Source organism: Sodalis sp. RH21 (assembly GCF_047324175.1).
Lineage (GTDB): Bacteria > Pseudomonadota > Gammaproteobacteria > Enterobacterales > Enterobacteriaceae > Acerihabitans.
Map to the genome: position 1 here is coordinate 4,884,003 of NZ_CP178732.1, position 13,169 is coordinate 4,897,171.

9 protein-coding genes, 1 tRNA gene and 3 pseudogenes are annotated in these 13,169 nt (G+C 46.0%); 10 read left to right on the top strand and 3 right to left on the bottom strand.

Going from position 1 to position 13,169, the window contains the following annotated elements; genetic code table 11:
- The first annotated feature begins 32 nt into the window (after positions 1-32).
- A tRNA-Phe gene (locus tag ACL2XP_RS22600) sits at positions 33-108 on the top strand.
- A 64-nt stretch (positions 109-172) separates the two neighbouring features.
- On the opposite strand, the gene ACL2XP_RS22605 is transcribed toward ACL2XP_RS22600, so the two are convergent.
- Positions 173-646, bottom strand: coding sequence for a hypothetical protein (locus ACL2XP_RS22605; RefSeq protein WP_413735494.1), 474 nt, complete (start codon positions 644-646; stop codon positions 173-175).
- Positions 647-1,088: 442 nt separating this feature from the next.
- On the opposite strand from ACL2XP_RS22605, the pseudogene ACL2XP_RS22610 reads away from it, so the two are divergent.
- From ACL2XP_RS22610 to ACL2XP_RS22635, 6 genes and pseudogenes are all read left to right on the top strand, one after another.
- Positions 1,089-1,503, top strand: a pseudogene (locus tag ACL2XP_RS22610) (MFS transporter); the annotation flags it as partial.
- Positions 1,504-1,534: 31 nt separating this feature from the next.
- On the top strand, positions 1,535-2,233 hold the full coding sequence (gene mobC, locus ACL2XP_RS22615) for a MobC family replication-relaxation protein (RefSeq protein WP_413739262.1): 699 nt from the start codon (positions 1,535-1,537) through the stop codon (positions 2,231-2,233).
- A gap of 115 nt (positions 2,234-2,348) precedes the next feature.
- Entirely contained in the window at positions 2,349-2,567 is a 219-nt protein-coding gene (gene ccdA, locus ACL2XP_RS22620; RefSeq protein ID WP_132925580.1) for a type II toxin-antitoxin system antitoxin CcdA, read from the top strand.
- 2 nt (positions 2,568-2,569) lie between these two features.
- Positions 2,570-2,743 (top strand): annotated as a pseudogene (locus ACL2XP_RS22625) (CcdB family protein); the annotation flags it as partial.
- Positions 2,744-2,795: 52 nt separating this feature from the next.
- Positions 2,796-3,998, top strand: coding sequence for an IS256 family transposase (locus tag ACL2XP_RS22630; RefSeq protein WP_413734178.1), 1,203 nt, complete (start codon positions 2,796-2,798; stop codon positions 3,996-3,998).
- 41 nt (positions 3,999-4,039) lie between these two features.
- A pseudogene (locus ACL2XP_RS22635) lies at positions 4,040-4,180 on the top strand (CcdB family protein); the annotation flags it as partial.
- Between the two features lie 137 nt (positions 4,181-4,317).
- Here the strand turns inward: ACL2XP_RS22635 and ACL2XP_RS22640 are convergent.
- Positions 4,318-5,262, bottom strand: coding sequence for an ArdC family protein (locus ACL2XP_RS22640; RefSeq protein ID WP_413735495.1), 945 nt, complete (start codon positions 5,260-5,262; stop codon positions 4,318-4,320).
- Positions 5,263-5,664: 402 nt separating this feature from the next.
- Here ACL2XP_RS22640 and ACL2XP_RS22645 point away from each other — a divergent pair, with 402 nt between their 5' ends.
- The 3 genes from ACL2XP_RS22645 to ACL2XP_RS22655 are packed head-to-tail and all read left to right on the top strand — an operon-like array spanning position 5,665 to position 11,507.
- Positions 5,665-7,995 (top strand): TerB N-terminal domain-containing protein, encoded by a 2,331-nt coding sequence (locus tag ACL2XP_RS22645; RefSeq protein WP_413739263.1) that lies wholly within the window; start codon positions 5,665-5,667, stop codon positions 7,993-7,995.
- A 3-nt stretch (positions 7,996-7,998) separates the two neighbouring features.
- Positions 7,999-9,315: an ATP-binding protein gene (locus ACL2XP_RS22650; RefSeq protein WP_413735497.1), complete on the top strand. Its 1,317-nt coding sequence runs from the start codon at positions 7,999-8,001 to the stop codon at positions 9,313-9,315.
- Entirely contained in the window at positions 9,312-11,507 is a 2,196-nt protein-coding gene (locus tag ACL2XP_RS22655) for a DEAD/DEAH box helicase (RefSeq protein WP_413735499.1), read from the top strand. Before ACL2XP_RS22650 ends, ACL2XP_RS22655 begins: the two co-directional genes overlap by 4 nt.
- 172 nt (positions 11,508-11,679) lie before the next feature.
- Here ACL2XP_RS22655 and ACL2XP_RS22660 read toward each other — a convergent pair whose 3' ends face one another.
- Positions 11,680-13,155: a PqqD family peptide modification chaperone gene (locus ACL2XP_RS22660; RefSeq protein ID WP_413735500.1), complete on the bottom strand. Its 1,476-nt coding sequence runs from the start codon at positions 13,153-13,155 to the stop codon at positions 11,680-11,682.
- Positions 13,156-13,169 lie beyond the last annotated feature (14 nt).

Consider the following 13,169-nt stretch of genomic DNA (forward strand, 5'->3'; position numbering starts at 1 on the left):
AATGCGGTCAATACGGTTTAATGCGGCGCGTTGCCCGGATAGCTCAGTCGGTAGAGCAGGGGATTGAAAATCCCCGTGTCCTTGGTTCGATTCCGAGTCCGGGCACCATTTATTAAAGAAATCACGATTTAAAGAAACCAGCCTGACGGCTGGTTTTTTGCTTTCAAGGTATTCAGTTTTCCTTAACCATATCCAGTTCCTCTATAAATTTTACCCCGTCTGCGGTACGTACCCAGCGCGGCGCGCGCAGTTCGTCGGCGAAATACATCACCAAATCAAACAGCAGCCCGGCAAGAACCGGCTCCATCTCCGGTGATAGCATACGCTCCGCCAACAACCGCGCCAGCGCCTGTCCGTACCCGCAGAGCAAATCGGCATCGGGCTCAAAGCGAGGCGATGTCCTGGGCCGGTCATCCACGGTCAGGCTTTCAATCAGATGAGATGGAATGGCATCGTCCAACGTGGGACGCAACTGCGCCAGGCAAAGGTCAAGCCGTGCGCAGAGCTTTTGGCGCTGTGCCGGATCGTCGCTTTGCAGCAAAGCGTCGGCCAGGTTTTCACAATGGCCGGCCAGAACGGTGAAATCGGTGGTTGAATCGAACGGGATGGAAAGTAACGCATGAGTTTGAGTGGGGATCGTAGCCATAAGGCACCCTCAGTGAGTAACAAACTATTCCCACCACCAGAGGTTCCAATCTCAGGGTGGTGGACCGAACAGGGTTGGAACTACCGGCCTCACTGACACCGGCGCATCTTTCGATGCCCCCGCCCGGCCCACCATAATTTTGGTGCAGCTAAACGCGCGACAAAAAAAGACGCGGAGGCGTCTTGTCGCCAGTGAGGTTAATCGGGGTTCCAATCCCAGCACCTGATTTTGCAGGTGCGGCTTAACGATACCGTTATCGACGTTGGGCCGCAAGAGATTTTACCAGGATAAACAGAGTGTAACGCTAATCTGTAATACGTCTCGCAGAAAACGGATGGGCGCTCATTAACCCCTGCCGGTGGACTTAAAACGGATAAATTCAGGAAGACGTCGTTTTGTAGCAATCTGAACAGGGGCGGATACGAAGGCAACTTTATAAGACTCGGCGCTGATTGCCTTTACCGTTGCAGGCCTTCTTTTCCTTATTCTATTGCACGGGTATTAACGCCCGAGCCGGACAAAATAAAAAAACGGCTCGTCAAAAAGTCAACGCTTGAGCGGGAATTACACACCTACGCACCGATGTGCGCACGGTGAAATCACTGCTGCCGGAAACACTGCATTATGATCCGCTGGATTATATCGACCTGAGCAAGGGCATCTTTATCGTGGTGGACAGGGAGAAACAACCGATGTATCTCCCGTTAAAAGACTGGCAAAGGCAACACGCGGATATTATCGGCACAACCGGTGCTGATAAAGGGGTTGCCACCGGGATATTGCTTTATCAAAGCATCCTTGCCGGTGAAGACATCTTTGTCATGGACCCCGATACGGCTGAATGGGTGGCAAGAATGCCCCTAGTGTCAGGATAGATGATCCTAGGGGATAAAGAGACTGTTAAATTTCCTGAAAGAAGAAACCTACAGCGATTTTAAAACGCTGATGCTGCTTTTCGGCTTCAGGGATCACAAATCACTGTATACGCTATTGTCAAAAGTCGAGGGCATGGGGTTAATTCAAAAGCATGTGCTGGGATCACGGACCATGAAAATTTCATTGTGGGGAATAACCAGTGACGGACTGGCCGTCGTTTTAACACACGATGATGCTATTTTTCCGGCGCGGTTCGAACCTTCAAAAATTACCGGTTGGACGTTGGAACATCATCTTGATAACCAGGCGGCCCGGCTGATTCTGGAGAAAAAAGGCGCTTCCGGGTGGGTAAACGGTGATCGCACGACCTTCCACAACCGTTATCAGGTCAGTCACCGTCCGGACGGGGTAATCACCCTCCCCGGCGGAACCGTCATCGCCATTGAGACTGAGCGCCGTCTGAAAACCAAAGCCCGTTACCAATCGATCATCGCCAGCCACTTACTGGCTCGTACCCATAAATACTGGATGTACGTTTTTTATATCGTTCCGGACCCGCAGAAAAAGCACGCCATTGAACTGCTGTTCGACAGCATAAAACACGTCATCGTTAACCATCAGCATATCCCGCTGGAAGCACGCCACCACCATGTTTTTCATGTCTATACCCTCGACGAACTGCACCAACTGGAGCTGCATCGCTACGCTTAAGCCAGTGCTTTTTATGCTGGCAGGTTTACCCATACGGTAAGCCTGCCGCGTGGTTGATTGATGAGTAATTACTTAAGGTATATACTCACAGTATGCACAGGAGAGGAGCACGACCATGAAACACAGAGTCAGCGTTACCGTGGACAAAGACAATTATCAGGTTCTGAATGCTGCCGGCGTCAATATTTCTGGTCTGGTGAATGAAGTCATCGGCAAGGAAGCCCGTCGCATAAAGGCTGAGCAATGGAAGAAAGAGAACCACGAAGGGATGGAGGAAGTTGCCAGATTTATCGCCCAGAATGGCTCTTTCGCCGATGAAAACAGGAACTGGTGATCATGCAATTTACTGTTTATCAGTATAAGCGGGCCAGCCATTACAAAATGTTTGTCGATGTGCAAAGTGATATTGTCGATACGCCAGGGCGGCGAATGGTCATCCCGCTGATAGCATCGCATCACCTGTCTGAAAAAGTGAATAAAACCTTGTTCCCCCTGATCCGCATCGGGGAGTGTTAGAAATTCTGTGTCATTCCAGTAAAATACCGACAAAAAGGAATGATACATGTCCCAGCCCTTCGATTTTGATAAAGCCCTGAAAGCACTTCAGGATGGCCAAGCCCTAACGGGAAAAGATGGAATATTAACTCCATTAATCAAACAGTTAACGGAAGCAGCGCTGGCTGCTGAGCTGGATTCTCATCTCGCTCAGGATATTGCCGCTAACCGTAAAAACGGTTCGACCAAAAAGACAGTTAAATCGCCAACCGGTGCTTTTGAACTCGCCACTCCCCGCGACCGTAACGGCTCTTTTGAACCTCAACTGGTGAAGAAGCATCAGACCACGCTGTCCGATGAGATCGAACGCAAGATCATCCGCATGTTCGCACTCGGCATGAGCTACAAAGATATCAGCCAGGAAATCGAAGATTTATACGCTTTTAGCGTATCCAGCGCCACGATTAGTGCTGTCACCGATAAAGTTATTCCTGAGTTAAAACAATGGCAACAGCGCCCACTGGAGGCGGTATACCCCTTCGTCTGGCTGGATGCGATCCACTATAAAATCCGCGAAGACGGACGTTATCAAAGCAAAGCGGTTTACACGGTTCTCGCGCTGAATCTGGAAGGCAAAAAAGAGATCCTGGGCCTGTATCTGTCTGAAAATGAAGGCGCTAATTTCTGGCTATCGGTGCTGACCGATCTGCAAAACCGTGGCGTGGACGATATTCTGATTGCCTGTGTGGATGGCCTGACGGGGTTCCCGGAAGCGATAAACAGCATTTACCCGGATACCGAAGTCCAGCTCTGCGTTATCCATCAGATCCGTAACTCGATAAAATACGTCGCATCAAAACATCATAAGGCGTTTATGGCTGACCTGAAGCCGGTGTATCGGGCGGTATCAAAGGAGGCGGCAGAAACGGCGCTGGATGAGCTGGAGGCGAAATGGGGTCAGCAGTACCCGGTGGTGCTCCAGTCGTGGCGAAGGAAATGGGATAATCTGTCGCATTACTTCCGGTATCCGGCGACGATCCGCAAGGTGATATACACGACAAACGCAATTGAATCGGTGCACCGTCAGTTCAGAAAGCTGACGAAAACCAAAGGCGCATTCCCTAATGAAAACAGTCTGTTGAAGTTGCTTTATTTGGGGTTAATGAACGCACAGGAAAAATGGACAATGCCGATACAGAGCTGGAATTTGACATTGTCCCAGTTGGCGATTTATTTTGAGGGTCGCCTCGATAAAGTGATTACGTTGTAGTGATTTTTTAACGTGACACAGAATTATGAATGCTCCCCCGCATCGACGGCGAAGATTACCGACTGATGACAACTGAAATATCAAGCGTTTCCGTTGAGGTCATCGGTGAAATTATCGCGGATGTAAGCCATTGTGCCGATGAAATCAAAAATGCTATCAATCTCATGTTCTGGGGTGTTTAAACGCCCTTAAACGGTTTTCAGTAAAAGGGCGGTATATCTCCCATCACCAGAAAATACAGTAAGCACCGATAATCCGGAATGTGAATGTAGGATTAAAGCCGCATTCCTTTGCGTCTTCCTCTATTTCCTATTTCCGTTCAAACCTTCTCCATCAAATAACGATGCGCTTTCGATGCCGCGCTGGCGGCTTTGAAAATATAGCGTTTGTCGTTTTTCAACGCCTTCAGCCATGAAGCGATATAGCTTTCATGCTGAACCTCTCCGGCAATCCCTAAATCAGCCATTAGAAACGCGCTTCCCAGCTCAGCGCACAACTCTTCAAATGCAGAATCCTCACTGCCAAACTTCCCTTTCATTTCTCGGTTTAATCGCAACTTGCCGCCGCTCCAGTGAATCAGCTCATGTAAACCGGTAGCATAAAAATCGGCAGCCTCGGGAAAAAGGTGTCGTTCCGGTAAATAAATCTCGTCAGTAGACGGTCTGAAAAAGGCGTTTTGTCCTTTCTCGATGATGTTTGCGCCACTGCTCCGGAACAGGTTTTCAGCCTGTGGCAGCGCATCGAACGTCTCTGCTGAATTGCCCGGCTCAGTCACCAGGGGCAGGCCGTCAATCTGTTCAACATTAAACACGGTGAACGTTTTCAGCATCGGGATATACTCGATCCCGCCTTCGTCGTTTTCCTTTTCCAGCGTGGTATAGAAAATTGCTGTCGTTCCGCGCTCGCCCTTACGAACCTGTCCCCCTGCCACCTTCGACTGTTTGTAGGTCATCCAGCGGGAATCATTGAATCCCTGTTTTGAAGCACTACACCACAACAACATAATATTCATACCGCTGTAGGCAATATTGGTTGCGTAATTAGTAGGTAACCCGGACATGCCTGGCGCGCGCTGCCACGGACACGCCCACGGCTTAACCCCGGCTTCCAGTGCCGTAATGATGCTGTCGGTGACGGTCTGATAAATATCGGTTCTGGTTTTTGAACATTTCGTTTTTGATGAGCCTGACTGCTCCAGCGGGGATACGCTGGTCGCCGTTGCGGTGTTAGGGGCGCTGGTCTGGATATGCAAGGAAATAGACATGGTTTTTTCTCCGTCAGTGGTGTGATTTTCGTCTTCGTATCGCCTAACGGTTCGCTTTCCCGGCATCGTTCCGGCCCGCAAGGGCGCAGAATGCGTGCTATTTACCCTTGCGGGACGGGTTGTGTTGGGAAACGATTGGCCGGAAGCAGGTACAGAAACGGAAAGCTCACTGGAGAAAAAAGCTGTCGCTGCATACCAGAACGTAGCGCCCTTTGTTCCGCAGCGGTGAAATGGGGTTGGGGGTTGGTCACCCCTCGTTTAGACCCTTTATCTGTTATGGTTTTCGCTTGTACTCCTGCTGCATCACGGTATGATTTTGTTATCAGTCGTCTGGTTTCCTTACCGCAGCTCCCGATTGCGGAACCATGCGAGAAAGCGTCATTAGCTACTAAAGGTGTAAGAATGGGATTCTGGATTTTTTTTGCTGCGCTGATCGTTATCTATCTTCTCTTTTTCAAAAAGAAAAAAACTAGCTCAATTAGCCGGTACGGTGAAAACAGCGCTGCAAAAATTACAGTAAGCCCAACACCTCACCCTGTTAAATCAGTCAAAAGCGTTAATACTTCGTCATCGCAGATGCAAGCATTAGACGATGACAAGCTTGCAACTTTCAGTCTCGTTAACGGCTTAACGGTTGAATTTCTTGGTAGTCACGGACAAGAAAAAAATTTATCTACCCAACGTAATAGAGCTCCTGCGCGATGGATAAACCCCGGAGAAAATGTAAAAATCCAAAATATCGTTATCAATCGTGGTAATTTTTATTTTGGGGGACAGATAAAAGCTAATTTATCGGCAAAATACAATAAGTTTTATAATGATGGTTCCGATGCTTCGCTGGTTAGCGATGCGTTATCTGTCCAAACGGCCCCAAAACATTACGAAGATGATTCATTAGGGTATTGGCCTAGTTATTCGACACTCTCTCCATGCGGTCGTGGTGCCTACCTTGACTGGCTAGCTAGTGACCGAAGCGATCCTACCTGCCCTATCGGCTATGCTTTCATCTATTTTTATGGATTAGAACGCCGGGCACTGGTTGATGGAAAACAGAAAGACATCTCCGATAATGATTTCAGAATCTTATTTGAAGAAGTTTTACGATTGCGAAGTGTTTTTCAAAAAAATAATTCATTCCAGCATTACGCGACTCAATTAATGGAAGCCATGTCGCTTCTTCGGCCTAATACAATTTTAATCGAAAATGAAAATGAATATTTTGCTTCAGGAAGCTCATTGCTATTTCAATATCGCTTGGCAACGATTGTCGCCCAGGAGAAACCTGTTCCGACTGAGTTGGCATTGGCGTGGGTGAAATATTATACCGAATATACGCTACGAACTCCGGCGCGTCGCTGTGCAGAGGAGTTCGCTACGCTATTTAAACAACGTTATGCTAAAAAATTTGGTGAGGGTCTTGTGATTAAGCCCAACAAGACCCGACTCAAGTTAGATTACACTCCGGCTAGCAATTCGCTCAGGGGGATCAGCATTGAACTCCCCGATCTTCCTAATCCTAGCGTTCTGAGAGCACCTGTACAAAAATTGATGCAAATTGCAGAATCCTGCACCAACGATTTGGATGCTTACAGCCGCTACCTCGGTAAAAAAGATACATCAAGAAATGACATTGCTGCCATTATGTTACTGCCCAATGAAATCCTCACCGAAAGCGCAGGACAGATGTTTACGGAGTTTAAAAGCTGGGCCGAAGGTAAAATTATGGAAAGTTCCGGGCTTGCTACTGTCGCTGATTTCTGGTCCCGTCTAGGCATGCCGGTTCCTGATAAGCTTAATAAAAAAGAGGCCGAGCTTATGCAGAATTTCGCACAACGTGCGGGTTACGGAATAGCACCGGATATGAGATACCATCACTTCAAACCGGAACCTGACGGTAATGTTGTTTTATTTGCCGGAGGGCACGGCGAGTTCTTCTCACCCTCCGCAGAATTCATTTCGGTTTCCGTTGCACTCCGACTTGGTGCTATGATCGCACAAACAGATAAAAGTATTGATACATCGGAACAGGCAGCGCTGGAGAAAACGATTGATCATAACAGCGCGTTGTCACCGGAGGAAAAAAGCTCATTACACGCCTACCTCATATGGCGGCTTAATACGCCAGCCAGTATGGCTGGCCTGAGAGGCAGAATTGAGAAACTCACCGATAACGACAAATCTGTTATCGGTCATGTCATCGTAACCGTCGCCTGCGCTGATGGAAAAATTGATCCCGCTGAAATTAAGCAGCTGGAAAAAATTTACGCCAGCCTTGGGATGAATAGTAGTGCCGTAACCAGCGATATCCATCACCTGTCAACCGCAGAAAAAACATCACTAGCCGCCACACCGGCCGCATCAGGCACAGATAATGTATTTTCACTCAATGAACATGTTCTTGCGCGCCATGAGTCCGACACGAAAGATGTTCATCAGTTGCTGAGCACAATTTTTGTTGAGGACGAACCCGAAGAAATGCTTCAGGTAGTCACTTCTGCGCAATCAGCTTCTGGCCTTGATGAAGCGCATAATCAGCTGTACCAACACTTGCTGGTAAAAGAACGATGGCCCAGAAACGAAGTCGCCGAGCTATGCCAACGGTTTAACTTGATGGTGAGCGGTGCCATTGAAACTATTAATGACTGGTCTTACGAACAGATTGATGCCCCAGTTCTTGATGATGACGATGACATTTATGTTGACCTGGCAATTGCACAAGAACTCAAAGGATAATTCATGTCTGGCATTCGCATTCGTTTAAAAGAACGAGACGCTATTATTCAGTCGCTGAAATCAGGCGTTACGCCTAAAATCGGAATTCAGCATATTCAGGTTGGCCGGGTAAACGAGATAAAAGCGCTCTGGCAGGATATAGAACGTATCGCCGATGGCGGCGCCGGGTTCCGCCTGATTATCGGAGAATATGGTTCGGGTAAGACATTCTTTTTAAGCGTAGTTCGCTCAATAGCGCTAGAGAAAAAGCTTGTCACGGTGAACGCTGATTTATCTCCGGATCGACGCATACATGCATCAGGAGGGCAAGCGCGGAACCTCTACTCAGAATTGATGAAGAATTTATCCACCCGTAACAAGCCTGATGGAAATGCGTTATTGAGCGTGGTTGAGCGCTTTGTCACTGAGGCCAGAAAAGAGGCGGAAAGCACGAATTCTCAGGTTCCGATCATCATTCATCAAAAACTCGCTGCACTGTCCGACATGGTTGGCGGTTATGATTTCGCCAAAGCCATTGAGTGTTACTGGCAGGGCTATGAACAGGATAATGAGATTTTAAAATCTAATGCTATCCGCTGGCTGAGAGGTGAATACACCACGAAAACCGACGCCCGAAACGATCTTGGCGTACGCACCATTATTTCTGATGCTTCTTTCTACGATTCGCTAAAGCTGATGAGTCTTTTCGTCCGTCAAGCCGGATATACGGGACTACTGGTCAATCTGGATGAAATGGTCAACCTCTACAAGCTTGCCAATACGCAGGCCAGAGTCGCGAATTATGAGCAAATACTACGTATTTTGAACGATTGCCTTCAAGGAACGGCAGAACATATCGGCTTTCTGCTCAGCGGTACTCCGGAGTTCCTATTTGATCCACGTAAAGGGTTATACAGCTATGAAGCACTCCAGTCACGCTTGGCGGAAAACAGTTTCGCAAAGCGCGCGGGAGTTATTGATTACTCATCGCCGTGCCTGCATTTGGCCAGCCTGACGCCAGAGGAGCTCTACATTCTTCTGAAAAATCTGCGTCATGTATACGCGGGCGGAGAGGAGGATAAATATCTTATTCCCGATGAAGCCCTGACGGCATTTTTACGCCATTGTAGCGATACTATCGGCGATGCTTATTTTCGTACGCCAAGAAATACAATTAAAGCCTTTTTGGATATGCTAGCTGTACTGGAACAAAACCCAACTCTCCACTGGTCGCAGCTTATTGCAGATGTGGCTATCGCCGAAGAAAAACCCAGCGATATGGATGAGATCGTTTTAGGCATTAACTCGGATGAAGATGGTTTGGCAGATTTCAGGCTATGATAAGTGAATATCAGCGGCTGGACCCACGCATACAGAAGTGGATATACCGGCAAGGATGGAGTGATCTACGGGAGCTACAAAAAAAAGCGATTCCGCCGATTCTAGCGTGCGATCGGGATGTGTTGATCAGCGCCGCCACCGCCGCTGGTAAAACGGAAGCATTTTTTCTGCCCGCCTGCTCCGCTATCGCGAATATTCAAGGCGGTTTTGGTATCCTGTACATCAGCCCACTCAAAGCGTTAATTAACGATCAGTACCGACGGCTGGAAAGTCTTGGCGATGCACTGGAGATGCCCGTTACACCTTGGCACGGTGACATTGCACAGAGTCAAAAACTAAGAGCGAAGAAAAACCCTTCCGGTATTTTGCTCATCACTCCGGAATCATTGGAAGCTATGCTGATCCGTTCCTCCGGCTGGCTAAAGCAGGCTTTCGCTCCACTGGCTTATATTGTTATTGATGAATTCCATGCCTTTATCGGCTCCGAGCGAGGTATGCAGCTTCTCTCACTGTTGAATCGGATCGATCATATACTGGGAAGAGTTAACAACCCGGTTCCGAGAGTAGCACTAAGCGCGACACTGGGTGAGCTGGAAAAAGTACCATTATCTTTGCGGCCGAATCAGCGTCTACCTTGCGACATCATCACCGACAGTCAGGTCCACACTACATTAAAAGTGCAGGTAAAAGGCTACCTGGCACCCCGGACATCTACAGGTAAAGATCCACTACCTTCGGCTGAATTGCAGATCTGTCACGATATTTTTCGGCTTTGCCGTGGCGATTCCCATCTGGTTTTCGCTAATAGTCGCAAACGAACCGAAAGCATCGCCGCCACGCTCAGCGATCTCAGCGAAGCGAATATTGTTCCTAATGAGTTTTTTCCTCATCATGGATCGCTGTCAAGAGATCTGCGCGAAATCCTAGAACAGCGACTCCAGAAGGGGAATCTTCCCACCACTGCCATTTGTACGATGACGCTGGAGCTGGGTATAGACATCGGCAAAGTCAATTCCGTAATACAGGTAACTCCTCCGCATTCCGTTGCCAGCCTGCGCCAACGCATGGGGCGATCTGGCAGAAGAGGCTCCCCCGCCGCGCTACGGATGTTGATCGCAGAACATGAACTGACGCCCACATCAGGTATTGTCGATCAACTGCGACTACAACTTGTTCAATCAATGGCGATGATAAGACTGTTGATAGGTAGTAAATGGTTTGAACCTGCCGATACCCGGCAAATACATTACTCCACATTGTTTCATCAAATCCTGGCGATAGTTGCTCAGTGGGGAGGTGTGCGCGCGGATCAACTCTGGTCGCAACTATGCATGGATGGGCCGTTTCAGAAAGTCGGCTCAAATAATTTCAAAATACTGTTACGACATATGGGAGAACGTCAGTTTTTATCTCAGCTTTCCAGCGGAGAGCTGGTGCTTGGAATGGAAGGCGAACGGTTGGTTAATAAATACACATTTTATGCCGTATTCAGTACACCGGAAGAGTTTCGCATTGTCGCTGGCAACAAAACGCTGGGCTCTATACCTGTTGATTCGCCACTACTACCAGAACAACATATTATTTTTGGCGGACGACGCTGGAAAGTGACCGACATCGACAGTGACAAAAAGGTCATTTACGTCGAAGCGACAAAGGGTGGACAACCGCCTTTATTTGGTGGGGAGGGCATGTCTATACATGATGTTGTCCGACAGGAAATGTTAGCCATCTATCGGGAAGGCGATTACAGAATCACTGTTGGTGAACATAAGGTTGACTTTGCCGATACCTCAGCCATAAGTTTGTTTGAAGAAGGTTTACATTATTTTAACAGCAACAATTTATCTTCTGAATTTTTTATTCAGCAGGGGCAGCATGTTTATATCCTTCTTTGGCTGGGGGATCAAATCCTAAACACATTGTCGGCATTACTGCTTAATTCTGGCTTCAAGACCGGATCGTTTGCTGGTGTCATTGAGGTTGAACAAACTACAGTGGATGAAGTTAAACGTGTGTTAGCCAAAATACTTCGAGCTGGATTGCCATCAGAATTTCATCTTGCTGAAAGTGTTCCTGAAAAATTTCTTGAGAAATATGACGAAGATCTACCAGATGTGTTGCTTACTGAGGGATACGGATTACGAGCTTTTGATGTTGAAGGGGTTACTAGGTGGTTAGGAAAACATCTATAAAAGATTCATTTTATCAATCGCCATAAAAGAGGATATATATTCACACAGCCCGCAATAGTTTTTGAAGAGCGATATTCGATTGGCTTATATTCAGGCATCAGATCCGTCAAAGGGATAGTTTTGTCATGCCGCATTTCCAGTTCTGAGTGTGGCAAAATTTCGAAGTAGGCCATTATATCGTAATTTTTCCTTTTTGCTCAAGCATCATTTGTTTACTGAACTTAGCGATTTCACAAAAATACTCATTGACTGTTAACGGATCTCCCTGAGGACTCTCATTTGCATTTCTAACCATACACATGGTGCAAAACTCTTTATCAGCGCATTGAAGGCATTTAGGAAAGTCACTTTTGCGCAAACCTCTTAAATATAGGATTTTTTCAGAATAATCCCAAATATCACTCAAGGCAGTTTCTTTCACATTCCCCACAACATAACCCTGCCAGCCAGCACACGGATATACGTTTCCATTATCTTCTATACAAAGAGAAGAATTACAAACACTGCAAACAAAATCGCTTGGTGTAATATTTTTTTTATTTTCAGATTCCAATTTCATTTCTTTAAAATATTCTGCATTATTCGTTACTTTGCTGCTAATCACCTCTTTTACTTCATTAACTGAAAGACGACAATTCAAGTTATTTGTTGTATGATCATATCTTGCTATGAGGACGTAATCAGCACCAGCATGAACATTATATTTTTCAGCCCATTTTATAACATCACCATAATTTTTTTTGTTTAGTTGCATTATTGGACAACTTATTTGCAAAGGAATATTATTTTTAATCAGTTTCAAAATTGCATTTTTTGTTTTTTCAAAACTCCCTTTCCTTTTGGTTATTTCATCATGAATGGCGGGATTCATAGAGTACAACGAGACTTGAACACCCAGAAGAGGATTTGCTTTCATTTCATTTAGAATTTCATTATCAAGTAATGTTAAATTACTAAGAACGTTTACTGAAAATTCATATTCTCTACATTTCCTTAAAAAATCACAAAAATTCTTGTGCAACATTGGCTCGCCACCACTCAATGTCAGATGCAACACCCTCATTTTTTTACATTGTTCTAGAATAGAATAAAATAATTTAGAATCAATATTGCTTATTTTATTCTCATGAGGGATATAACAATGAATGCATCTTTCATTACATTTACTGGTTATCTCTATATGTAAGTTTGTAAGCTGAGGTTTACCGTTGAAGTGTTCTTCTAAAAAATCTTGCGTGGATTTTTCGGGATATAGAATAGGCGGGAAAGAAAATTTATCAATTAATTGTGGCTCTAAACTTTTATACGAAAACCTTTTATCGTTTTGTTCACACTCCTGTAACGTTTCCCCTGACACAATAAATCCATCACGTTCAAGTCTAGAATAGAACTCTTCAGCGTCATTCTGGATTGTACTAATGCCGACATCTGAAAATTGTTTTTTTATTTTGTTTACCAGATCATTAAGGGTTTGTGGTTTTCTATCTAAAGCAGAAAAAAAAACAGCTCCACTTTCCGATAGGATCTTATCACCAATGTAGTTTCTGTTATCATTTATTTTTTTATACCCAAAATTCCTATTATCCGTAATATACCCAAAGGAATCGTAGTTTCTGAATATGACATTAGCTTTTTTCTTTAAAAACATAGTAGTATACCTTA

Bases quoted from the DNA above. Each gene is read 5' to 3' on its own strand.
- ACL2XP_RS22630 (WP_413734178.1), top strand. From the start codon at position 2,796: ATGTCCCAGCCCTTCGATTTTGATAAAGCCCTGAAAGCACTTCAGGAT.
- ACL2XP_RS22660 (WP_413735500.1), bottom strand. From the start codon at position 13,155: ATGTTTTTAAAGAAAAAAGCTAATGTCATATTCAGAAACTACGATTCC.
- ACL2XP_RS22640 (WP_413735495.1), bottom strand. From the start codon at position 5,262: ATGTCTATTTCCTTGCATATCCAGACCAGCGCCCCTAACACCGCAACG.
- ACL2XP_RS22645 (WP_413739263.1), top strand. From the start codon at position 5,665: ATGGGATTCTGGATTTTTTTTGCTGCGCTGATCGTTATCTATCTTCTC.
- ccdA (WP_132925580.1), top strand. From the start codon at position 2,349: ATGAAACACAGAGTCAGCGTTACCGTGGACAAAGACAATTATCAGGTT.
- ACL2XP_RS22605 (WP_413735494.1), bottom strand. From the start codon at position 646: ATGGCTACGATCCCCACTCAAACTCATGCGTTACTTTCCATCCCGTTC.
- ACL2XP_RS22655 (WP_413735499.1), top strand. From the start codon at position 9,312: ATGATAAGTGAATATCAGCGGCTGGACCCACGCATACAGAAGTGGATA.
- ACL2XP_RS22650 (WP_413735497.1), top strand. From the start codon at position 7,999: ATGTCTGGCATTCGCATTCGTTTAAAAGAACGAGACGCTATTATTCAG.